We start from the raw sequence: 20,851 nt of genomic DNA on the forward strand, positions 1-20,851 counted from the left end.
GCTCCCGTTACGCCGCGCCCACGACGCCGGTCAGCGTCTTGAGCATCTGGATGTCGATAAAGGACTCGAAGCTGATGCGCTCCAAGGGCGGCGGCGGCATGAACTGCACGTCAAAGGTCAGATGCCCCAGGGCGATCTCGGTATAGGGATTCTTGGTCTTATCCCAGAAGCACTTACCGTCGATCAGGGCGCCGCGCATGATGAGGGTGCGCAGGAACATGTTGACGCTCTCGGTGATGGCATCGATCAGCGCATCCGAGATCGGCTGATCCAGGAATTGCAGCATCGAATACTCGATGCTCTCGTGGATGACATCGGCGGTACGCCGCACGTTGATGAAGTTGCGCGGGTGGGTCACCGTCGGCCAGGCCGCCGAGCGGTTGCCCCAGGTACGGATGCCGGTGCCAAAGCTGTTGAACAGCGTCACGATCCCGGCCTCGTTGAGCAGGTTGGTCTCGGTGGTGGCATCGTTGATCATGCTGGTCAGCTTGATCTCCACCCCGGTGATGCCCAGGATCTCCTGGTTGGAGGCACTCCACCAGTAACCCTTCTCCTGATCCGTGGCCCCAAAGCGCCCGGCCAGGAAGGGGCTCAGCGGCCGCAGCAGCTCCGTCGCCGTCACCGCGTCGTACTTCTTGACGTGCGGATAACACAGCACCATGCGCTGCCCGGAGTAGTTGAAGTTGATGGCCCCGCTCGGGCCGCGCCCGGCGATGGCCTGCTGCACCGTGGTACCCACCGGCGCATCGATGAGGGCCATGGCCCGCAGCTTGGTGGCCAGTACCTGCAACTCCGTCGCCACCGCGTTGGCCGTCGAGAAGCCAGGGGCGATCAGCAGCTTGGGATAGAAGCCCAGCGCCTGATAGGTATCCAGCAGCGCCTGCATGCCCGTGCGGTTGCCGCTGCCATCCACCCCGCCAATGATATCCGTGCCGATGGCCTTGCTCGGGTCCAGCCAGTTGTAGGACACCAGATCGCCCGTCGCCAGATTGCCGCCGCTGACCTTGGTCAGGGTGCCGGCGCCGGCATCCAGGGTGTAATCCCCCGCCGCGCCCCCGGTCAGGGTCGCCGCGCCCCAGACCAGCGTCACCGCCACCTCGGTGGTGGCGAGGGCGTTGCCCGCCGTGCCGCCCACCTTGGCGGACACCTGGAGGTTGGTCGCCGTCTTGGTGCCGGCGGTCACGTCGGCATGGGGCACCGTCGCCAGGCCATAGGTGGTCCCGGCCCCGGCCGCGCCATTGATGGCCGCCTTGAGGTTATCCAGGAAGGCGGTGGCGGTACCGCCGATCAACACCTCGTTGGCCACCCCGGTCAGGGCGGTCTTGGCGGTGTAGGTGCGGCCGGCGATGATGACGGTATCGTTGGCGGTCGGCGCCGTCCCGGTACTGGACAGGGCGCCGGTGGCCACCACCGGCGCCGCCAGGCGCGTCACGCTATTGGTGCTGTCCTTGACCACCACGCTCGACACCTGGGGATGCGCCAGTTGGCCCACCAGTGTCGTGGCGTTGAGCGTCAGCCCCTCGTTGCTGACCGCCGTCACGTCCGTGGCCGGGTCCAGCACGTTGACCACCAGGCAGATGGGGCCATTGCCCTGATCGAAGATGGCATCCAGCGCCCAGGGGATGCTGAAGCCGCTGCGATCCTGGCCGAAATACTTCACCGCGTCGCGGTCGTTGGTCACCAACTGAAAGGTGTTGAGGGTGCGGTCCGCGCTCGCCACGTCCAGCAGCGGCGCCGTGCCGATCAGGCCGATCACCGCCGTCTTGACGCCGCGAATCGGGCGCGGGCCGATGTCGAGTTCAATGGTCTCGACGCCATGCAAAAAGTTCGCGCTCATGCGTCACTCCCGGTCGCGGTCTTGGTTTTGGGGGGGCGCGCCACCGGGGCCGGGTCGGCCTCGGGCACCGGCGTCAGGCGCCCGGTGCGCACCAGTTGCGCGATGTACTCATTGTCCGCCGGGGCCTCGACCAGGCCGCCCGGATGGAATTGCAGGTCCAGCGGCCCCGCCTCGCCCCGGTTGAGGGAGACACTGGCCACCGGCCCCTGATAGATAAACTGACTCATTCCGATTGCTCCGTGGTGACCGAGCCATCGGCGGCCCGGGTGATCGTGACAGAAGTGGCGGCATCGTCGAGGGTCGTCAGGCGCACCAGCGGCGGCCCGGTCTCGATCTCGTCATCGACCACCGCCAGGGTGTCGGTGACATAGGTAACCCCGTAACTCCAGAGGCCATCCTCGGCATTCAGCAGGCGCTCGGCCTCGCCGCGCAGCGGCCCGCCATGGGGCGGACGCCAGCCCAGCAGGGCGGCGCGCACCTGGTCCAGCACCGCCACCGCCCCGGTCGCGCCGTGCAACTGACGCGCCTGGACCAGCAGCGACACCAGCACCTCGCGCCGCTGCGCCACCGCGCTGCTATCGCGCCAGGGGCCACCCTGGCTGCCCGGCTGGCCGAAGCGCGCGGCGCCGTAACTGACCAGCACCGCCCCCGCCGGGTGCAGCAGGCGCGGCGCCGTGTCGCTCTCCGGCACCAGGGCCACCGCCAGGCCCGGCAAGCGCTCCGTCAGGCGTGCCACCACCCCGTCGAGTAGCTCCAGGGTCGGCGCGGCCATCAATAGCGGCTCATCAGGTCATCGCTGAACAGGCGTTCCGGGGCGCTGACGGTCACCCGCCCCGCCTCGGGGGCCAGGGTCTCGGCGCCGCCCCCGGTGGGGGTCAGCGCCAGGCTCATCCGGCCGTCGCGCACCGCGTCCAGGGCCGCTAGGGCCTCTTTGGCGGCCGCTACCACCCCGGGGGGCAGCTCCAGGCCATCCAGGCGGCGTTCGTACAGCCAGCGCCGCGCCAGGGCCAGCGCCCAGTCGCGCAGCTCGCGCGGCACGCTGGCCAGGGGCAGGGCGTAGCGCTGGCGCAGCCGGGCATCCACCTGGGCATCGGCATAGGCGCGGGCCTCGGCGATAACGTCCCAGTCCGGTACGCCCGCCAGCGGGTCATCGGCGGAGAGCTGGAGCAGGGTGCGCTCCGGCATGAGGCTGAGGAGATCCTCGTTGGCGGTATAGCTCATGCCGGCGCCTCGGGATGGGTAGCCTGGCCGGTGAAAATCCAATGCAGATCGACGTCTAGCACCCGTGCGCGCACCGCGGCGATGATGTGGCCATAGGGGATGGCGCCAGACCGCCGGCAGTCATAGGGCGCCTTGACGCCCAGCCCCAGCCGCAGGGCCAGTTGGCGGTCGGTCAGGCCGGTGGCCAGGCGCAGGCGATCCATCACGGGATGGGGGACGCGCGGCGTAGCGCCGGTCTGGCCGGGGATGCGCGGGACCGGGGCGGGGCGGGCCATCACGGCTGGGCGTGGCCTGGGGGCTGGCCGGCATAGCGCAGGCGGGGCCGGGGGACAGGGGCGGAGGCGGGGCGGTTACGCAGGCTTTGGATATCCAGGAAGATGGGCTGGCGCAGCGTCTCCGCCACGGTCGCGGCGGGCTGGGTGCAATGGCAGAGCCGCTCGCCGTGGGCGGTGTTACCGCATTCGCAAATGCGCAGCAGCTCGCCACCCGGGGGGACGGGCCAGGATAGCTCGCGGTCATCGGGGCCGAGGGACACCCACTCCGGGCCGTCCGGGACGGCGGCGGCGGACGCAGGCCGGGACATGGTAAACACCAGGTAGACCGCCAGGGTGGCCAGGATCCACGTCAGCCAGATGGCCAGGCGGTACAGCCAGCGAGCACGATTCAGGGGCGTCATGGCGGTCTCCAGGTCAGGCGACGATGCTGGCGGCAGCATCGAACAGGGCATCGAGTGCGGCCTCGTCCAACCCCAGTGCGCCGGCCGGGCCATCAGGGTTGGTCAGGGCCAGCAGGGTGGGCGAATTACGGCGGAATTCTTGGGCGTGTTGCCAGGCCAGCCGCGCCAGGGCCGGGGTGGCGGGATCGGCCATCAGGGCCTCGACCTGCTCCAGCAGCCCGGCCTGGGCCAGAGCGGCGCGGGCCTGAAAGGGGCTGATCGTGGTCTGCTCCCGCCACTGACGCTGGGTCTCGGCGGCGCGCTCCGCCGGAGTCCCCAGGGCCTTGGCGATGGCCACCAGGCGCCCGTCGCGGGTCTCGAAGACCGGCGCGGCATAGCCCAGGGTGGCCCCCGTGGGCGGCTCGTGGCGCAACTCGACCTGGCCCTCGGCGGCCAGGGCCGTCCAGTAGTCGCGCCGCTCCGGGCTACCGGGCGGCAGGGGCGCGGGGCGCAGTTCCGGGGGCAGGGGGTAGAGGTCCATCAGCGGGCTCCTAGGGGGCAACCTTGGGGTAAATGTAGAGGCCGCAGCGCAGCCCGGCGCCGGCGAAGGTGGTCAGCAGGCCGCTGTCCAGCCAGGGCTGGGCGTCGTTGCGCCACAAATAGCCGGTATCCAGGGCCAGATACCAGCCGCCAGACAAGGCGGCGGTGGGTAGGTCGACACTGGTGGCGATGGCGGTAAAGGCGGTGTCCGGCAGGTAGACCTGCCCCCGATCCGCCCAGGCGGCACCGACCAGGGTCCAGGTGGCCACGCCATCCGACTGCCAGGACTGGCTGAGGTCGGTGGTGACATAGATGGCGCCACTGGCCACGCTATCGGCGGCGGGCAGACTGGCCTGATCGGCGACATGGCCGTCGACCTGGCTGGTCATCTGCCACAACCGGGCGGTGTCGGTCACCAGCCAGATGGCACTGGCGCTGGCGGTGGCGGTCGGTAACGCTGCGACCGTGGCCACCGCGCCCAGCCACTCCCCGCCCGCGGGCAGGCCGGTATCGGTCCATGCCACAACGTCGTAAGGGGCGCGGGTCCAGACGTGGCCGTCGGCCAACACCAGCACGCGCATCCCGGCCGGAGCCATCAGCGACAGATCGGCGACCAGGCCCACGGTGCCGTCGAGATTTTGGTCCGGGGCACTGAGCACCCGCACCTGCACCTTGGTGCGCGGCGCCAGGGCCACCGGCGCCGCCAGCATCTCGGGGGTACCGGTCAGGGTGGTGGTATCCCCCGCGACGATGCGCGGCGCGGTGCCGGGCGCATAGACCGAGGCCAGGGGCTCCCCCACCCGCAGGTCCAGGGTGATGTCCGCCCCCACCGGCGCGGTCATGACATCGCAGACCATGCCCGCCAGGTCGCCATAACTGGGATAAAACAGGGTGGCGTCCTGGGGGGCGACCAGGGCGGTATCGCTCAGATACAGCAGGGTCTGCACCACGGGCCGCTCGCCCTGCAGCGCATCGGTGATGCCGTAGCCGTCCAGGGTGGTCGGCCGGGCGGTGAGATCCGCGAAATCGAGGCTGTCCCAGCTCGCCCCCGGGGTCCCCGGGCGCTTTTGCAGCACCTGGGGCTCCGCCAGCAGGCTCGGCGAGAGCAGCAGGAGCAGCAGGGCGAGGGCGGCGCGGCGGTGGCTCATAGCAATACCCATTGACCGTTGATGACTTGGACCATGGCGCCGTCGGGGAGCGTGGCCGGATCGGGCAGCAGGCGCTCCTGGGTAGCGGTCAGCAGGGCCGCGGTCTCGGCCGCCGCCGCCACGGCCGCATCGCGGGCCTCCAGATAGGGGACCAGCAGCTCCGCCAACAGCTCCGCGGGGGGGATCAACTCGGCGGCCACCAGGTCGGCCAGGTCCACCACCACCGCGGTATCCGGCACCTGGACCAGATAGTCCTCGCTGCGCACCCGCGTCTTGATGGTGATGGCGTACCAGGTCGCCGCGCCGGTGGCCAGGGCAATGGCGGACTGGGGGACCAGGGTCAGGAGGCGATCCGTGTCCAGGGGCAGGTCCGCGCATTCCGCCACCAGGCGACTGCCCGACCACCCCAGCACCGGGCGGCCATCGGCGGTCACCAGCCGCACCGACACCGTCGTCGGCGCCAGGGCGCTGTACTGGCTGCTGGGGGCGGGAATGCGGACCTGCGTCATGGCGTTAGCCCGGCGCCGGCGCCGCGCGGCGGCCAGCGGCCCCCTGGCCGCGGGTGGGACGCTCGACCGCGGGCAGCACCGCCACCACCCCGGCGAGCACCAGGGGCGCCGCCGTCGGGGTGTCCAGGGTCACCACGCCCTCCGGGGCATAGTCCACGCCGTCATGGCGCAGCGGCTCCAGCACCCGGTAGAGCGCCGTCATCAGGCGACGGCCGCCGAGATCAGATACCCCGCCTCGGCGCCGGCCAGCACCGGGGCCACCTCGTCGGTCACCGGATAGATCCAGCTCTTGGCGTTGCGGTCCTGATAGGGCTGTTCGACGATGGGGTAATTGTTGAGCTGGTAGGTGTAGCCATAGCTCGGGCGGCCCCGATCGCGGACGCTGCCCAATTCGGTGAAGGCAACGACCACGAACTTGCCCCAGACATCGCTGATGACATCGGCATCGGTCGCGGCGACGGCGTCGCCGATCAGGACCTGACTGACACCGAACAAGGCGGCGATCAAGTCGGTGGTGGCGCGGTCGCGGCCGGTGTATTTGATGCGGTCGAGGACCTTGGGATGCTGGACCAACTTGCTCCAGACCACGGCGCCCATCACCACGGTGTTGGGCCGGCGGCCAATGGCGGCGCGGACGGCCTCCTTGGCGGTCTCGACATCCTTGGCCGGGTCGCTGGTGCCGGAGTAGTCGGACCATTGACTGGTGCCGGAGAGGGTGGTTTTGTTGGCCGCGGCGTAACTGCCCGCCGTGGTGGCCAGGGTGGCCTGGGCCTTTTCCAGCCGCAGGGCAATGATGTCCTGGACGGTGGCGATCGAGGCGGCACCGAGATCGATGCCGGGCGCCACGGCGACGTCTTCCATCAACTCGAACGGCACCACGCCTTCCAGGCTATGGGACTCCAGGGCGTAGGAGGTGCTGGCATAGCCGAACTGCACGCGCTTGGTGGCACTGCCCGGCACGCGGCCGGTGTTGTAGGTGCGAAACGCCTCTTTCGAGAACTGGATGATCTTGCCGCCGCGTTGGACGACGGGGACCGTCGGGAACAGGGCCGGGCCGACCATGTCGGCGTTTTTGTAGCCGCGGGCGATGGTTGTCAGGACCGGATCGACGACGCGCGCCGTGGACAGGGACATTTGAGGCATGGGGCTCTCCTAAATTAAGCGGCGTTATCGAGAAGCAGGCATTCGATGAGATCGCCCGCGGCGGCGGCCGCTTCGAGGGCGACGCCCAGGCGGCCACCGGCGGTCACCCAGGTAATGGCGCGGCCCGAGGCGTCGGCCTTGAGGGTGGCGCCGACGGCAATGGCGGCGCCGGCCTCGACGACGGCGGTACCCAAGACATCGACCGGGACCTTGTCGCCGGACACGCCCCCGAGGCGGGCGACGCCGATGGCGTTGCCGTCGGCCCCGGTCTGGGCCCCGGTGGAGGTGACAAAGCGCCGCGGGGTGACGGTGCCGGAGAGGGTCAAGGTCAGGGTTAGCAGGGACAGGGATTGCTGGCTCATGGGGTGGTCCTCACTGGCTCACGGCGGCGATCGCCGCGGCGAGGGTTAACTCGGGGTGCTGGTCCTGGTGGGCCTTGGCCTTGGCCAGCAGGGCGGTGCCCACGGGGTCGGCCTGATAACCGGCGGGGGCGCTGAAATTGACAGGGGCGGGCCCCGCGCCCGCCGGGGCCCCGGCGTGCTCGCGGTAATCGACCTGCACCGGCAAGCGGCCCAGGAAGGCCCGCAGCCAGGCCACGGCCGTTTGCGCCTGGGGCGGGGCGTCGTCGGTCACGGGCTCGGCAAAGTCGACCTGGGCGGGCGCGTCCGGCGACAGGCTCGCCAGCAGGGTCGCCACCGAGGCGCTGTCGCGGGGCAATAGCCGGCCCTGGGCGACCAGTGCCTCGGCAAAGCTGACGCAGGCGGCGCGGGCGCGGTCCGCCTCGGCCTGGGCCAGGGTGGCGGCGCGCGCCTCCAGCTCCCGCTCGCGGGCGCTCAGGTGCGCCTCGCGCTCGGCGAACTGCGCCGTCAGATCAGGGTCCGCGGCGGTTGCGGGCAACCGCGGGGTCGGGGTCGTCGGATCAGGCATGGGGGCTCCCGGGGACTCGGTAAAGGTGAGGGTCAGGGTGTCGGGGTCGGCCGCGGCGAAGCTCGCCCGGCGCAGCCCCTTGATGGCCGGCGGGGTGGCGCCGAGAAAGCCCAGATGGCGCGGGTACAGATGCCCCGGCTTGGGATTGGCGGCGGAATCCGGCAGGTACAGGGAAATCGAGTGATAGCGCAGGCGCCCGGCGCGGTGCGCGGCGGCGAAGTCCGGGTCGATCTCCGCCGGCACCCCCTCCACCGCCTGGGCCACCGGGTCGTAGCGCAGCGCCGCCAGCCAGCCGTAGGCCGGGGCGTCGTGGGTCGGATGCCCGACCACAATCGGCGCCTGGTAGAGGTCCGGGTCATAGACGGCGCACATATCCGCCAGCTCCGCGGCCGGATAGTCGCGGCCGCGGCCATCGCTGGCGATATGGCGCCCGGCGCGCAGCAACTGGATGGTGGCGGGGGGGGCGAGGGGGAGAGCGTCTGTCATGGGGGCTAGGGTGCGCCCCGGCGGGCGGCATGGCGCGGCGCGGCCCCGCACCCCCGCACCCGGGGCGCAACCCCAAATGCGTCGATTTGTCGCATTTGGGGATCTCGCGCCGCGCGAGCCCCTGAGCGGCCCCAGGAGCCCGCCACCGAGCGAGGCGCCATCCGACTATTCCCGGCGCCCGCCGCGCGCTTCTAGCTAGTTGCGCAACGCTTGCGCAACCCCTTGACGCCTCACGGCGCCAGGTAGTCCGCCAGGATTTCCAGCACCCGGTCGCGGTCGTCGTCCGAGAGCCCCAGAAACGGCCGGGGCTGGATATCGCCCCAAGGGATAGGCGCCCCGCGCCGGTTGGTGCCGCTGGCACCCTTGGGCTGGCCGAACTGCTGGACGGCCGCGTATTTGCGATCGGACCCCACCGCCAGCCCCCGCCCGCCGTCCAGTAGTTGGGGATGGATGAGATCCCCCAGATAGCCCCCCTCGGTCAGGATGTGGCGGTTACGCTTGCGCGCCCGGGTGGTGGGGGTGTTCTCCGCCCAGCGCTGGCCGTCCGGGCCCGACTCGCTGGCGAAGCGGTCCTGGGTACTCTGGACCAGCACCTCGCCGATCTCCGCCAGGGCCGGGGCCAGGTGCCCGGCCCGCCGCGCCAGGAGTTCGAGCGTGCCGCGCACCTCGCGGTCATCGATCGTGACGGTGATGGGGAGGTTGGCGCCGGCCATGGGTCAGGATGTGCTATGCTCTTGGTAAGCCCTAGTTGATAAATTCTCGCCGCGATAGCCGCCCTGACGGTCAATACGGCAGGGTGTCCAGCACCCGGACTGGACGGGGTGCAACGGTCGAGATGCGAGCCGACCGGACCAGGGCCGCGGGGTTCTCCGGGTGTACCCCTTCACCATGGCGCAATCCTTCCGGCGCGCCGCTTGCGATCCACTTCCTCCTGGCTGCCCTTACGGATCGACATCAGGTAATTCTCGCGCCCGTCGCGGGTGCGCTTGATGACAGCCACCGCCCAATCGCCGTCCTGCTGAAAGAACACCAACCGGGTGTCACCTTCCTGGCCGACGTATTGCGCGGCGTCGATGATCGCTTGCAGCCGCGGATAGCCCGCCGCTGGCAGTTCGTCGGCGGCGTGATGCAGCGCTTGCTTGATGAGGGTGTCATCCGATAGCCAGACGGCTTGCGAGGTCGCGTCCAAGCGGGCTTGCGCGCGCGCATCCAGCACGCCGACCGCGTACTGCTCGCCGCGCGCCAGGCGCTCGCGGATCGCGGTGGACACCGCGCGCCCGTCGCGCCCCGCATATTCCGGCCTCGCCAACGCCTCCGCCACGCGCGCGGCGATGAACGCCTGCCAGCGCGCGAACACCCCATCCCGCAGGTTGGCCGCGACCAGCTCGCGCGCCAGCTCGTAGGGATACTTATCCAGATCCGGGTGCCAGGTCGCCCCCGGCGCATAATCCCAACCGGGGTCGATGCCCTGGGGGATGTCCCGATACACCTCGCCGGTGCGCTTATCGACCCAGTCATAGGTGCCATCGTCCGGCGCCTGATCCGGGCCGTCCTTGCCCAGGCGTGCCAGGTCACGGTCGGCCAGGGTCTCGATGCGGCAGCGGCAGCCCCAGCCGTTCGGCGGCCAGTGGCTCCGCCACCAGGGGTCATCGTGGCGCAGCACCAGCCCGTCCCAGCTTTTATGCAGCAGGCGCGGGTGGGTCACCGTGTCATTGTGGCGATAGCGCCAATAAGGCCGGCGCCCGGCGATGGCCTGGGCCTGGGCATAGCGCCCGGCGGCGTGGCTGGTGCGCAGATTGGTGCCATAAATGACCCGCGTCCGCCAGGCATGGCCCCCCGCGCTGTCCGCGCCGGTCCAGCCGGTCCAGCCGTGCTTCTCGACCAGCGCCTCGAAGTCGCGGCGAAACTCCGCCAGGGTCCCGCCCGCCGCCACGCCCTGGAGCACGGCGGCCCGCAAGTCCGCCAGCAGATCCGCCTTCAGCGCCCCCGCCACCACGAAGGCGCGGTCATGGGCCGCCTGCCACAGGTCGGTCCAGCGTTCGCTGGGCAGCTCCACCTTGGCCTTGAAGAAGGCGATCTGCTCGGCGAAGGGCAGACTGCCATAGGCCGCCAGCGCCGGGTCAGGCATGGGGGCGGCCGGGGGTGCGGATGCAGCCGGGCTGCCCGTAGTCCACGCGCTGGGCGCACTCGGGCCGGCCGGGGCCGCTATCGATGTAGCGGGTAAAGAGATGGCGGCACCCCTGGCAGGGGTCGCTGTCGCGCGGCGGATTAAGGGGCCGTTCCTGGCGGTTTAAGCCCGGCTTAGGGGCGCCCCCCGCCCAAGGTGAGGCATCGATCAGGCCCGCGGGGCGGTTAGTCATGGCCGGGCGCCCCCGCATCCTCCACCGTCACCGCATAGCGCCCCGCCAGATCGGCGGCGGCCAGGGCCTCGCCCATGATATTGGCCAGGTCGTCCCCCGGCAGCGCCGGGTAGAGGGTCAAGAGGTGGGCGGCGAAGTCCGCCGGGGTGCGCCCCGCGCTGATATAGGCGTCCAGATCGCGCCGCACCCGCGCCAGCCAGTCGTCCAGGACCGGCGCCGCCGCCCGCCCCAGCGCCGCGACCTGGGTCTCGGCCCAGTCCGGCGTGGCGGCGGGGACGGCCTCGCGGTGATCCGCGGCGTCCGGGGTCTCGTCCGCGGGCTCGTCCGCGCCCTCGCCCTCGTCTTCGCTCGCGTCCCCGCCCCCGTCCTGGGCCACCACCGGCGCCACCGGCGGCAGCGGCTCCAGCTCCACCCCATAGGTGGTGGTCAGGTAGGCCACGGTCAGGCGCTGGCCGAGGCCCGCGGCCAGGTCCATGATGATGCGATCGCGCTCGGCCAACGGCTTGAGATCCTGCTCGTCCTCGACCCGCCGCCACACCTTGGGGGCCGGCACGTCGCCGAAGTTCCAGTCCGTGAGCCAGCGCGCCGGGCCGACGTTAAAGCTGCCACACACCAGATCGGCGTCGGCCTTGGTGATGGCCGTCGCCACGTCCTTGGAGCGATCCTCCCCGCCCAACCGCCCCGGGGTACTGTCCGCCGCCGCGCTGTGCCCCACCAGCACCTTGCTGATGGCGGCGTCCATGATGGCGTGGACGGCGGCATAGTCGGCGGTGCCGCCGCGGGCGGCCTCCAGCAGATTCAGCACCATGCCCTGGGGGATGATGAGGCCACTGTCGGCGCGGATGGCGCGGGTCGCCTCCAGCAGCTTGGCGCGCTCGGCGTCGGGGGTGCCCACCGGGTACTCCCCCACCACCGTCGGCATGCCGAACTTCTCCAGGAACAGCAACCACAGCCGGATATCGGCGCGCTTGAAGTACACCGGCCAATACAGCCAATGGGCCAGGCCCAGGCCATAGGGATCGTCGGTACTGTCGTTGTTGGCGGTATAGGTCCAGAACTTGCGCCGCGGCAGGGGCTCGCCCAGGGGGTGGGCCGTGGTCAGCAGGCGCAGGGCGCCGCTGGGGGCAAACGCAAAGCGCCGCGCCTTGCGCACCTGCACCCGGTCGAGGACCACCTCCCGCCCATCGCGCTGCCACAGGCACTCGGCGACCCCAAAGCCGGGAAAGATACCGTGCAACATGCACTCGCTGACCGCGTCCCAGCCCGGCAGCGGCTGCGCCTGCTCGCCGTCCTCGGTATCGACCTCGCCCCCCAGGTCCTCCAGCATGGCCCGCAGGCTCTCCGCCGCCTGCCGGGCCCGCGCCTTGCTGTACTGGCCGCGGCGCTGGCCGGGCAGGACCTCCCACTCGCGCGCCACCAGCGCCTTCTTGCGCTGGGTGAGCCCGGTCTGCACCTGGGGATCGCTCTGGATCTTCTCGTAAACCTGATAATCCCCGCCGGCCTGGCCCAGCAGCAGATAATCCTGGGGGGGCAGCAGCGGCAGACCCTCCACGTAGCCGCGGGTGATATCGCGGCCATCGCGCGTGGTCGCCACCTCCCCGCGCGGCACCGCGCCGCCCTCCGCGTAGTGCGCGGCGGGCCGCCACACCCCCCCGGGGCCGGTCACCCAGCCCCCGCTTTGAGTCGGGTTCATCAATCGCTCCCGGGCCAGGTCATGGCCCCCAGTCCGCCCACGCTCCCCCACCCATGGCGGGTGAGGGTCGCCCCGCCCCCGCCGCCGCCCCAGTGGGCGCCGTCCAGCGCCCCCGCCAGGGCGCTCGGGCCCGCGCTGACGCAGTCGATGGGCCCCAGCCGCAACTGCCCCACCAGCCAGCCGAAGGCGCCGCTGGCGGCGTCCACCTGGTCATCGTGGGCGGATTTGGGAAAATTCTCGGCCTCCGCCAGCCAGGCCGCGTTCCAGGGCCCCACCACCATGGCCACATGGCCCTGGCCCTCGCCGGCGCCCTGGCTATAGCTGGACAGGGGCGCCGCCTTGGTCTCCTTGCTGGCCGTCTCCGGGATGACGACGGTCGGGTAGCCGATCAGCATCCGCACCAGATAATCCGCCTCCATCACCCCGGCCTGGCCGGGATCGCGAAACAGCCCGATGGTCGTGGCCGGGCCATCGCGCTCCGCCGTCGCCAGGATGCGGCCCTGCACCTGGCCGGGCCGGCCGCGGAAGCGCTCGATGTGCTCCAGATAGACCTCGCCGCTGGCGGGGTCGAGGCTCATCAGCACCCCCGCCGTCCAGTCCGGATCGGGATAGGACTCCGACGGCAGCGAGGCGGCGCGGTCCCAGCAGCGGATGCGGATGCGCCGCCCCGGCAGCTCCGGCGGCTGCACCAGCCGAAAATCGCTGGCGCGGAAATAGTCCCCGGCCGCCGGGCGGATCTTCCAGTTGCCGTGCTTGAGCCGTTCCGCCTCCACCCGGGGCAGGTTGCCCAGGCGGGCCAGATAGCCCGGATCGGCCGCCAGGCCCAGGGGGTTGTCCTTGAAGGAGCTGGCGATGAAGGTCACGGACAGCGGCTCGCAGCCCGGGTGGGCGCGCGCCAGTTCCTCGCGGCTATCCGCCCACGCCAGCACATCGTTGACCCGCGCCAGCCAGCGCATCACGCCGGAGCGCGCCGGGATGGCATAGCCGCTGTCCGGGTCGATCCACCAGGCGATCAGCTCCGCCACCCAGGAATCCGGGTCCGGATTGGTGGTGGCGCGGATGTAGGGCCGGACGGTCCCGGAGGGGTCGCGGTTGCGGCTCACCAGGTACCAGAACTGGCCCGCGGTGAAATGGGTCAGCTCGTCCAGGCCGATCAGGGGCAACTGGGCGCCCTGCCAGGAAAATTTGTCCTTCTCGTGCTGGAGATGCGAAAAGCTCAGCTTGGCCCCGGACGGAAAGCGCCACTGTTTGCCGCCCACCCCCTCGGCGCCGAGCAGGGGATAGATCTTCTCGGCGGTATCCCACAGGCCGCCCTCGGCGGTAATCTGCGGCGAGGTGCGGCGAAAGATGACCCCGCCAAAGTCGGGGTCCCCGGAAAAGCGCGCGCCCTCCAGCAGCAGGGCAAAGGTCTTGCCGCCGTAGGCGGCGCCGCCATAGATACAGATATCCGCCGGCGAGGCCAGAAAGGCCTCCTGGGGCCCCGGCTGGGCCCGGAAGACGGTGGGCTCAGCCACCGGGGCCCGCCCCGCGGCGCTGGTTGTCGGGCAGATAGATCTGCACCGCCGCGGCAATGCGGTCGGCGGTATCGCCCGACACCCCCGCCGCCAGGGCCGCCTCGCGCGCCGCCGCCTGCACCGCGCGCTGTTGCTCCGCCGACCAGCGCCGCGAATAGACCGCCGCGCGCTGCGCCTGGGTGATGGGCGCCGCCAGCTTGGCCAGCAACGGGATGCGCTCCTCGATCGACAGATGCCCCGCCTGGCGCAAGTCCTTGGCGGTGCGCACCAGTTGATCGGTCACCAGGCGGCTGGCCAGGTCATTGAGGCTGGCCTGCTCGTCCGGGTCGGCGCCGACCATCACCCGCGCCAGCTCCGCCAGGGTGCGCACCTCCGCCAGGGTACCCTCGTACTCGGCGCGCAGCTTGCTGACCACCTCGCCGACGGCCGACTTCTTGAGGCCATAGCCCTCCGCCGCCAGCCATTGCGACAGCCCGGCCAGGTCCCCCCAGCCGCGCGCCGCCGCCTCGGCGTTGAAGCGGTCCCGCACCGCGGCGGGCAGGGTATCGAACAGGGGTACGCGCGGCATGGTCAGGCCGGGGCCGCCACGCCCGGATGCGCCGCCAGGCCGGCGGCGACATCCTCGCCGCGCACCGTCAGGCGCGCCACCGGCGCCGCCTGGCCCAGCACCTGGATCAGACCCGCCTCGTCCAGCCACTGCAGCAGGGCGTCCAACTGGTCGTGGCTGACCTGATGGCGGGCCGCCGTCAGCGGCGCGCGCAGGGCGCCGGCGGGGGCGCACTGGTCGGCGGCCCCGGCCAGGTGTTGCAGGATTAACAGGCGCTGATCCGCGATCAGGGCCTGGCGGTAGTCGCGAGGGGGGGTCATGGGTGGTCTCCGGCGCGGGGGCCATGGGCCAGTAGATGTTGTTCGACGCGCTCCAGGGCGTGCCCCAGGCCCTCCAGCAGGCCGGTGATATGGCCCAGCTTGGACTCGAAGGTATCCATGCGCACATGGGCGCGCTTGAGGTCCTCGTGGCTCACCCCCAGGCGCAGCGCCGACTCCAGCGCCGCCATCCGCTGGCCGCGGGCCACGCACTCCGCGGTGGTGACCCGGCCGTTCTCCAGCTTGGTCAGCAACTGGTCCTGGTGGGCCTGCTCGGCGGCGATGCGCGTCGCCAGCCCCTGCAACTGGGCGAGAAAGGCGCGCTCGCGCCGCCCTAGGGCGGCCCACAGGGCCAGCCCCCCGCCACAGGCCCCGGCCACCACGAATTGCAGCCAGTCGCTGGCAAGGTGCGCCCAGTCGATCTCGTTCACGCCGCGCCACCGCCCGCCGCCTTGAGGCGCGCCACGGCGATCTCGATGGCCAGGTTGAGCAGGTAGCCGGCGGCGCGCGCCGCCAGGTCCGGCAGCCACACCCGCAATTCGGTGTGCACCCAGGCCGCCTTGTCGGGGCCGAGCAGCTCCAGGCCCTGGGCCTGGGCCACCAGGGCGTCGATGGCATCCAGAATCCGGCCATCCAGCCAGCCCAGCAGGGCGGCGCGCAGCACCGCCAGCACCTGGGCCTGGGGCAGCTTGGCCAGCAATGAGGTTACGAGACGGGCGAGCACGTTCATGGGGGTCTCCGCGGTCAGAAGGTACAGGTCAGGCCCGGGCGCAGTGCCCGGGGGTCAGGATGAGTGAGCATCGAGGGGGCCAGGCCGCCCAGGGTCGGCCGGCAGGCCAGGCGCGGCGGCCCCGGCGGCTGGGCGCAGCCCACCAGCCCGGCGCAGAGGCTGATCGCTACCCAGGCCCGGCGCCACGCGGCGGCTGATGGGGCGGGTCGCCTGCACGCGGCCCCACCAGGCCAGGGCGGCGCCGAGCAGGCTGAGGGCGTTAAGCAGGGCATCGGTGAGGGCCTCGGTGTCGATCTCCCAGCCGGTCAGCCGCAGGCCCTGGGCGGCGACCACCACCAGGGCGCCGATGATGGCGCGGGACTGCCACCACGCTTTAGGGGCGGGGTCCGGGGCGGGGTCGGCGGCGATCGGGGCGGGGGCGGGGCTCATCGGCGGGTCTCCAGGGTTTTTTTTTCGGCGATCAGGGCCAGGGCGGCATCCCGCGCCGCCAGCACCCGGTTGGTCCAGCCGTTTTTGAAGTGCGGCCAGGTCTTGAGCCGCCGCAGCCAGGCCAGGCGCTGCACCACCAGGGTGTGCACCAGGTCCTCGGCATCGGTGGCGGCCAGCGCCGTCCAGTCGGCGGCGGTCAGGGCCCCGGTCTCCGGCGCCCCCAGGGCCGCCTGCAGCAGGCGCAGGGCGCGCCCGGGGCCGGCATGGACCGCGGTATCGAACACCAGCAGGTCCACCCCGGCGGGCAGGTCGGGGCCCCGCGCCGGGCGCCAGTAGCCGCGGCGATAGACCTCCGCCGCCTGCGCCCAGCTCAGCTTTTTGAGATCGGCGCAGGTGCCGCCGGGATTGAGGTGGGCGCGAAAGGTGCCCAGGGTGATGCCCAGATTGGTGCAGCCGCCGGGGTCGTGGGGGTCGCGGACATAGCCGCCCTCCAGGTGGCGGATCAGCTCCAGGGCGCGGGGTAGATTCTGGTCCATGGGTCGCGGGCGGTGGCCGGTGGGGGTATCCCTAGCCTAAGGGCCCGCCGGGGGTGGGGCGCGGCGCGGTGCCGCACCCGGGGGGCTGACCACCGGGTGGCGACTACTTAGCCAGCCTGCGGGGATTACTTACCACCTTGCGGCGACTACTTACCACCTTGCGGGGATTACTGATCACCTTGCGGCGACTGCTTGGCGATCATCAGCTCAAAATTGGGCTGATGATCCGGCTCATCGGAGGCGATCCGCGCTCGTCGAGGTAATCTCGCGGCGCAAAATTGCGCCGCCAAACGTCCTGAAACCTCAGGGCGGGCCGGGGCCGGGGGCCGGGGCCCGGTTCAGGCACGTTGTTGCGTCTCCAGAACGGCGACGGCCTGGCGGAGTGCGGCTAGCTGTTGCGCCGTTTCAGCGCGTGTGTAGCACTCCGCCAACACCGCCTCCCGGCTCCCGTCGTCCAGTTGGGCGATGAGGCTCAGCAGGGCGGCGATGCGCCGATCCCAACCCGCGAGGGCCGCCGGAATCACCGGCGCCGGGGTCGCGTCCGGCGCTGGCGCACCGGGGGACGGGCGGTACATCTCGCCCTCACCCGTTAGTAGCCAGTCAAGCGAAATGCCCCGTTGATCTGCGATCTGTTCGCAAATTTCGAACGGTTTGGTATTCCGTGCTCGCCACGTACTGATGGTGTTTTTGGCCTTTCCAAGCGCCTCAGCAAGATCAGTGTCGTTTTTAACGCCAAGGATTTGACGCAGGCGATCTAGGACGTCCCCGGCGGTTCGCATTTTTCGATAAATCCTCTTGCGGTTCGCAAAATGAGGGCGTATGCTTTCATACTATGAAAACAAGCATACGCCATCACCGCCCCCCCTGCCGACCCTGGACCGCGCCCAGCCCGCACGGCGTCATCGCCGCCCTCCGGTCGCGCGGCCAGTCGGTCCTGAGCTGGGCCCAGGCCCACGCCTACGCGCCGTCCTCGGTGTACATCGTGATCAATCGCTGGATCGATCACCCCGACCGCCGCGGCCGGCTGCCCCTGGGCGGCGTCTCCCGCGAGATCGCGCGGGCGCTGCGGGAGGAACTCGGCCCCGAGCTGATCCCGCTCCCCCCGACGGCCACGCCAACCGCCCCCCCGTCAACCCCGCCGGCGGGTGGCCGGCCCCGTCAGAGGACAGCGCCATGAGCTCTCGGTTTTCGTTCGTTCGCTTCCGTCACCACGACCTGCTCTGCCTGGAGCAGGACGACCAGATGTTGGTCGCCATGCGCCCCGTCGTCGAGGGCATGGGGCTCGACTGGAAGTCCCAACATGCCAAATTGTCCGCCAATTTTGACCGTTGGCGCGTGGTGATAATCACCACGCGCCAACCCGGAGATGACCGGGTGCGCGAGCACCTCTTCATCCCCCTGGAGCGCCTCTTCGGCTGGCTGATGACCATCAGCCCGAACAAGGTCGCCCCCGCGATCCGCGCCACCGTCATCGCCTATCAACAGGAGTGCGACCGGGTGCTGGCCCGCCACTTCGCCCACGAGCTGACGGCGGACGCCGCCTGGTACCGCGACCACGCCGCGACCCTGCGCGCCGGCTGGTACGCCCGCTACCCCCTGTGGCTCGACCTGCGGACCGGCGCCGCCCTGGGCGAGAGCCGGGCGCAGATGGCCCGCGACCTGGGCCGCCACCCCTCGACCATCGGCCGCAACCTGCGCCGCATGCGCGCCGTCGGCCTGCTCACCACCCCCGAGACCCCCCGCCGGCGGGCCGCCGGCCCCGTCAGAGGATAGCCCCATGACCGCCGACCTCTTCCCCGAGACCCTCCTGGTCAGTTGCGAGCATGACCGGGTGTTCACCACCAGCCTGAAGATTGCGGAGCACTTCAGGAAGCAACATCAGCACGTCCTACGGACCATCCGCGCCATCATCGACGCCTCTCCTGAGGACGTTTGGCGGTCCAATTTTGGACCGCGAGATTACCTCGACGAGCGCGGCAAGACCCAGCCGTTCTACGAGTTGACCCATGACGGCTTTGCCATCGCGGTCATGGGTTTCACCGGCCCCGCGGCGCTGGCCTGGAAGTGGCAGTTCCTCGCCGCCTTCCGCGAGCTGGAGCGCCAGTTGCGCGCCGTGCGCGAGCGGGACGCGACCGCTCTCCAACTACGTGGATTGCTCTATCGGCGTGATCTCACCGTCGCCGCCTGGGCACGAGGACGTGGATACGAACCGGGAACGGCTCAGCGGGTGATCCTGCGGTGGGCCCGCCACCCAGGGGGAGACCCGCACCCAGGCCCGCATTCGCCGCGACCTCTCCCTCGACCTTGGCATCCAGATCCCCCCCGGCATCGACTGGACCGCGGCCGCACCAACCGTTGCCCGGCGGCCGCGCCCAACCCCCCCTTCACCCCCGCCGGCGGGTGGCCGGCCCCCTCAGAGGATAGCCCCATGACCGCCGACCTCTTCCCCGAGACCCTCCTGGTCAGTTGCGAGGATGACCGGGTATTCACCACCAGCCTGCAGGTGGCGGAGCACTTCCATAAGCGCCATACCCACGTGCTGCGTGCCGTGGAAAGCCTGCTTAAGGACCTGCTTAGCGAGCCCCAAATTGGGTCGAGCGAGGAGTTCGCTGGGCTCATTTTGAGCCCAGCAAGGAGTTCACTGAGCCCAAAATTGGGCCGAGTGAGGGGTCTAGCCAGCCCAATTTTGGGCCGGCTGGCGCCCTGATGGAGGAGTGTCGCCGGCTCAATTTTGAGCCCGCGACCTACCTCGATGCGCAGAAAAAGACCCGCCCAATGTACCGCCTCAGCCATGACGGTTTCGCCCTCTTGGCGATGGGCTTCACCGGCAAGGAGGCCCTGGCCTGGAAGATCCGCTTTCTCGCCGCCTTCCGCGCGCTGGAGGCCGAGCTGCGCGCCGTGCGCGAGCGGGACGCCGCCTGGTACCGGAACCACGCGGCGACCCTGCGCGCCGGCTGGTACGCCCGTTACCCCCTGTGGCTCGACCTGCGGACGGCCGCCATCCTGGGCGAGACCCGCGCCCAGATGGCCCGCGACCTGGGCCGCCACCCCTCGACCATCAGCCGCAACCTGCGCCGCCTGCGCCAGGTGGGCCTGCTCACCACCCCCGAGACCCCCCGCCGGCGGGCCGCCGGCAGCTCCCCGAGGATCGCGCCATGAGCCACTCCCTGTCCGCCCTGCCGTCCCCGACCGCGGCGCGGCCCGCCCGCCGCGCCACCCTGCGCCTGGCCCTGCGCGTCATGGCCGCCTGCGCCGAGCTGGTGTGGCGCGGCGCCCGCATCCACAGCGCCCACGTCCACCCGGCGCCGGCCATCCTCATCGCCGAGCCCGGCCCCGGCGTCATCGCCGCCTACGGCTACCGGCCGCCACCGCGCGGCGGGCGCGGTCCGGTGTGTTGTATCGCCCAGCTCGGCGGGGTGCGCGTCTATTGGTATAGCCGGGGGGTGGCGGCATGACGGCCCCCACCCAGTACCCGGTCGGCTCCCTGCCCGCCGCCGCCCTGACCATCCTCGGCCCGCCCCTGGGGCGGCTCGGCCCGGTCCCGCTCCCCACGCGGGAGCAGCGCTACGCGGTGCGCTATGACTGCTGCGGGCGGCACGCCACCCTCACCCACCACTCCCTGGCGAAGCGCATCGCCCAGGGCCTGCGCACCTGCCAGCCCTGCGGCCGCCTCGCCAGCCGGGCGGCGCGCCTGACGGCGGGCGGCGCGGTGCTGACCGCCGACCGCGCCTGGGGCTATTACCCCGAGGGCGCGCCCCTGGCCGAAGGCGGGGTGACCATCCAGCTCCTGGCGGTGGCCGGCACCACCCAGGCCACCACCTGGTACCAGGTGCGCCATGACTGCTGCGGGCGGGACGACCTGCTCAGCCATGCCGCCCTGCGCGAGCGCCAGCGGCTGGGCCACCAGCGCTGCGGGTCCTGTGGCCGGGCGGCCGGCGGCAGCGCCGGGGGGGCACGCCGGCACCAGGAGGCCGCCGCGCGCCAGACCGCCGCGCGCTGCCAGCAGGCCGCCGCCGACGCCCGCGCCCTGCTGGCGCGCACCCTGGCCCCGGACACTCGCGACCGCGCCTGGGGCGATTACCCCGAGGACGCCCGCGAGGCCCTGTTTGACCCCGCGGTGGCCTGGCCGCGCCCCGCCAGCCTGCGCGGCCAACCGCCCTGGTGGCCCGGCGCCCGCCCCGGCCCCTACGCGACCGCCACCCCCTATCCCCTCTCAATCGGAGACCGCCCATGACCGCCATCACCCCCGCCGCTGACGC

31 protein-coding genes are annotated in these 20,851 nt (G+C 71.3%); 6 read left to right on the forward strand and 25 right to left on the reverse strand.

The features are described from left to right. Positions 1–7: 7 nt before the first annotated feature. From IPN92_06945 to IPN92_07065, 25 genes are all read right to left on the reverse strand, one after another. Positions 8–1,432: a phage tail sheath subtilisin-like domain-containing protein gene (locus tag IPN92_06945; protein ID MBK8638025.1), complete on the reverse strand. Its 1,425-nt coding sequence runs from the start codon at positions 1,430–1,432 to the stop codon at positions 8–10. 401 nt (positions 1,433–1,833) lie between these two features. Beyond that, on the reverse strand, positions 1,834–2,064 hold the full coding sequence (locus IPN92_06950; GenBank protein MBK8638026.1) for a hypothetical protein: 231 nt from the start codon (positions 2,062–2,064) through the stop codon (positions 1,834–1,836). Continuing rightward, positions 2,061–2,609 (reverse strand): hypothetical protein, encoded by a 549-nt coding sequence (locus tag IPN92_06955; protein ID MBK8638027.1) that lies wholly within the window; start codon positions 2,607–2,609, stop codon positions 2,061–2,063. Before IPN92_06955 ends, IPN92_06950 begins: the two co-directional genes overlap by 4 nt. Then, positions 2,609–3,058: a DUF1320 domain-containing protein gene (locus tag IPN92_06960; protein ID MBK8638028.1), complete on the reverse strand. Its 450-nt coding sequence runs from the start codon at positions 3,056–3,058 to the stop codon at positions 2,609–2,611. The genes IPN92_06955 and IPN92_06960 overlap by 1 nt, the downstream gene beginning before the upstream one ends. Then, complete coding sequence (locus tag IPN92_06965; protein ID MBK8638029.1) at positions 3,055–3,336, reverse strand: hypothetical protein; 282 nt, start codon at positions 3,334–3,336, stop codon at positions 3,055–3,057. The genes IPN92_06960 and IPN92_06965 overlap by 4 nt, the downstream gene beginning before the upstream one ends. Continuing rightward, a complete protein-coding gene (locus IPN92_06970) occupies positions 3,333–3,734 on the reverse strand; it encodes a hypothetical protein (GenBank protein MBK8638030.1) in 402 nt (133 codons plus the stop codon). The genes IPN92_06965 and IPN92_06970 overlap by 4 nt, the downstream gene beginning before the upstream one ends. Before the next feature lie 13 nt (positions 3,735–3,747). Then, on the reverse strand, positions 3,748–4,254 hold the full coding sequence (locus tag IPN92_06975; protein MBK8638031.1) for a hypothetical protein: 507 nt from the start codon (positions 4,252–4,254) through the stop codon (positions 3,748–3,750). Between the two features lie 10 nt (positions 4,255–4,264). Continuing rightward, the gene (locus tag IPN92_06980; GenBank protein ID MBK8638032.1) at positions 4,265–5,401 is read right to left on the reverse strand and encodes a hypothetical protein; all 1,137 of its coding nucleotides are present in this window, start codon (positions 5,399–5,401) and stop codon (positions 4,265–4,267) included. Next, complete coding sequence (locus IPN92_06985; GenBank protein MBK8638033.1) at positions 5,398–5,910, reverse strand: hypothetical protein; 513 nt, start codon at positions 5,908–5,910, stop codon at positions 5,398–5,400. Before IPN92_06985 ends, IPN92_06980 begins: the two co-directional genes overlap by 4 nt. A 4-nt stretch (positions 5,911–5,914) precedes the next feature. Then, positions 5,915–6,112: a hypothetical protein gene (locus tag IPN92_06990; GenBank protein ID MBK8638034.1), complete on the reverse strand. Its 198-nt coding sequence runs from the start codon at positions 6,110–6,112 to the stop codon at positions 5,915–5,917. Further along, positions 6,112–7,053 (reverse strand): major capsid protein, encoded by a 942-nt coding sequence (locus IPN92_06995; GenBank protein MBK8638035.1) that lies wholly within the window; start codon positions 7,051–7,053, stop codon positions 6,112–6,114. The genes IPN92_06990 and IPN92_06995 overlap by 1 nt, the downstream gene beginning before the upstream one ends. A gap of 14 nt (positions 7,054–7,067) precedes the next feature. Further along, complete coding sequence (locus IPN92_07000) at positions 7,068–7,415, reverse strand: DUF2190 family protein (protein MBK8638036.1); 348 nt, start codon at positions 7,413–7,415, stop codon at positions 7,068–7,070. A gap of 10 nt (positions 7,416–7,425) precedes the next feature. Further along, complete coding sequence (locus IPN92_07005; protein ID MBK8638037.1) at positions 7,426–8,466, reverse strand: hypothetical protein; 1,041 nt, start codon at positions 8,464–8,466, stop codon at positions 7,426–7,428. A gap of 230 nt (positions 8,467–8,696) precedes the next feature. Next, a complete protein-coding gene (locus IPN92_07010; protein MBK8638038.1) occupies positions 8,697–9,179 on the reverse strand; it encodes a phage virion morphogenesis protein in 483 nt (160 codons plus the stop codon). A gap of 170 nt (positions 9,180–9,349) precedes the next feature. Next, positions 9,350–10,594 (reverse strand): hypothetical protein, encoded by a 1,245-nt coding sequence (locus tag IPN92_07015; GenBank protein MBK8638039.1) that lies wholly within the window; start codon positions 10,592–10,594, stop codon positions 9,350–9,352. Next, positions 10,587–10,826, reverse strand: coding sequence for a hypothetical protein (locus IPN92_07020; protein MBK8638040.1), 240 nt, complete (start codon positions 10,824–10,826; stop codon positions 10,587–10,589). The genes IPN92_07015 and IPN92_07020 overlap by 8 nt, the downstream gene beginning before the upstream one ends. Continuing rightward, positions 10,819–12,519 carry a DUF935 family protein gene (locus IPN92_07025; protein ID MBK8638041.1) on the reverse strand — a complete coding sequence of 567 codons (1,701 nt, stop codon included), beginning with the start codon at positions 12,517–12,519 and terminating at the stop codon, positions 10,819–10,821. The genes IPN92_07020 and IPN92_07025 overlap by 8 nt, the downstream gene beginning before the upstream one ends. Continuing rightward, positions 12,519–14,069, reverse strand: a complete 1,551-nt coding sequence (locus IPN92_07030; GenBank protein MBK8638042.1) for a terminase — start codon at positions 14,067–14,069, stop codon at positions 12,519–12,521. Before IPN92_07030 ends, IPN92_07025 begins: the two co-directional genes overlap by 1 nt. After that, positions 14,026–14,601: a DUF3486 family protein gene (locus tag IPN92_07035; protein ID MBK8638043.1), complete on the reverse strand. Its 576-nt coding sequence runs from the start codon at positions 14,599–14,601 to the stop codon at positions 14,026–14,028. The genes IPN92_07030 and IPN92_07035 overlap by 44 nt, the downstream gene beginning before the upstream one ends. A 2-nt stretch (positions 14,602–14,603) precedes the next feature. Next, entirely contained in the window at positions 14,604–14,900 is a 297-nt protein-coding gene (locus tag IPN92_07040; GenBank protein ID MBK8638044.1) for an ArsR family transcriptional regulator, read from the reverse strand. Further along, positions 14,897–15,328 (reverse strand): hypothetical protein, encoded by a 432-nt coding sequence (locus IPN92_07045; GenBank protein ID MBK8638045.1) that lies wholly within the window; start codon positions 15,326–15,328, stop codon positions 14,897–14,899. Before IPN92_07045 ends, IPN92_07040 begins: the two co-directional genes overlap by 4 nt. Next, positions 15,325–15,627, reverse strand: coding sequence for a hypothetical protein (locus tag IPN92_07050; GenBank protein MBK8638046.1), 303 nt, complete (start codon positions 15,625–15,627; stop codon positions 15,325–15,327). Before IPN92_07050 ends, IPN92_07045 begins: the two co-directional genes overlap by 4 nt. A gap of 54 nt (positions 15,628–15,681) precedes the next feature. Next, positions 15,682–16,056 (reverse strand): hypothetical protein, encoded by a 375-nt coding sequence (locus tag IPN92_07055; GenBank protein MBK8638047.1) that lies wholly within the window; start codon positions 16,054–16,056, stop codon positions 15,682–15,684. Further along, positions 16,053–16,592 (reverse strand): glycoside hydrolase family 108 protein, encoded by a 540-nt coding sequence (locus IPN92_07060; GenBank protein ID MBK8638048.1) that lies wholly within the window; start codon positions 16,590–16,592, stop codon positions 16,053–16,055. Before IPN92_07060 ends, IPN92_07055 begins: the two co-directional genes overlap by 4 nt. A 338-nt stretch (positions 16,593–16,930) precedes the next feature. Next, complete coding sequence (locus IPN92_07065; protein MBK8638049.1) at positions 16,931–17,371, reverse strand: helix-turn-helix domain containing protein; 441 nt, start codon at positions 17,369–17,371, stop codon at positions 16,931–16,933. A 53-nt stretch (positions 17,372–17,424) separates the two neighbouring features. Between IPN92_07065 and IPN92_07070 the strand changes: the two genes are divergently transcribed. From IPN92_07070 to IPN92_07095, 6 genes are read left to right on the forward strand one after another with little or no spacing between them, the layout of a single operon-like run. Next, positions 17,425–17,769, forward strand: coding sequence for a hypothetical protein (locus IPN92_07070; GenBank protein ID MBK8638050.1), 345 nt, complete (start codon positions 17,425–17,427; stop codon positions 17,767–17,769). Beyond that, a complete protein-coding gene (locus IPN92_07075) occupies positions 17,766–18,365 on the forward strand; it encodes a hypothetical protein (protein MBK8638051.1) in 600 nt (199 codons plus the stop codon). Before IPN92_07070 ends, IPN92_07075 begins: the two co-directional genes overlap by 4 nt. Positions 18,366–18,369: 4 nt before the next feature. Further along, positions 18,370–19,299 carry a Rha family transcriptional regulator gene (locus IPN92_07080; GenBank protein MBK8638052.1) on the forward strand — a complete coding sequence of 310 codons (930 nt, stop codon included), beginning with the start codon at positions 18,370–18,372 and terminating at the stop codon, positions 19,297–19,299. Beyond that, the gene (locus IPN92_07085) at positions 19,299–19,751 is read left to right on the forward strand and encodes a Rha family transcriptional regulator (protein ID MBK8638053.1); all 453 of its coding nucleotides are present in this window, start codon (positions 19,299–19,301) and stop codon (positions 19,749–19,751) included. The genes IPN92_07080 and IPN92_07085 overlap by 1 nt, the downstream gene beginning before the upstream one ends. Beyond that, the gene (locus tag IPN92_07090; protein MBK8638054.1) at positions 19,748–20,047 is read left to right on the forward strand and encodes a hypothetical protein; all 300 of its coding nucleotides are present in this window, start codon (positions 19,748–19,750) and stop codon (positions 20,045–20,047) included. The genes IPN92_07085 and IPN92_07090 overlap by 4 nt, the downstream gene beginning before the upstream one ends. Next, positions 20,044–20,826 carry a hypothetical protein gene (locus IPN92_07095; GenBank protein ID MBK8638055.1) on the forward strand — a complete coding sequence of 261 codons (783 nt, stop codon included), beginning with the start codon at positions 20,044–20,046 and terminating at the stop codon, positions 20,824–20,826. Before IPN92_07090 ends, IPN92_07095 begins: the two co-directional genes overlap by 4 nt. Positions 20,827–20,851: the final 25 nt, after the last annotated feature.

Source organism: Chromatiaceae bacterium (assembly GCA_016714645.1).
GTDB lineage: Bacteria > Pseudomonadota > Gammaproteobacteria > Chromatiales > Chromatiaceae > M0108.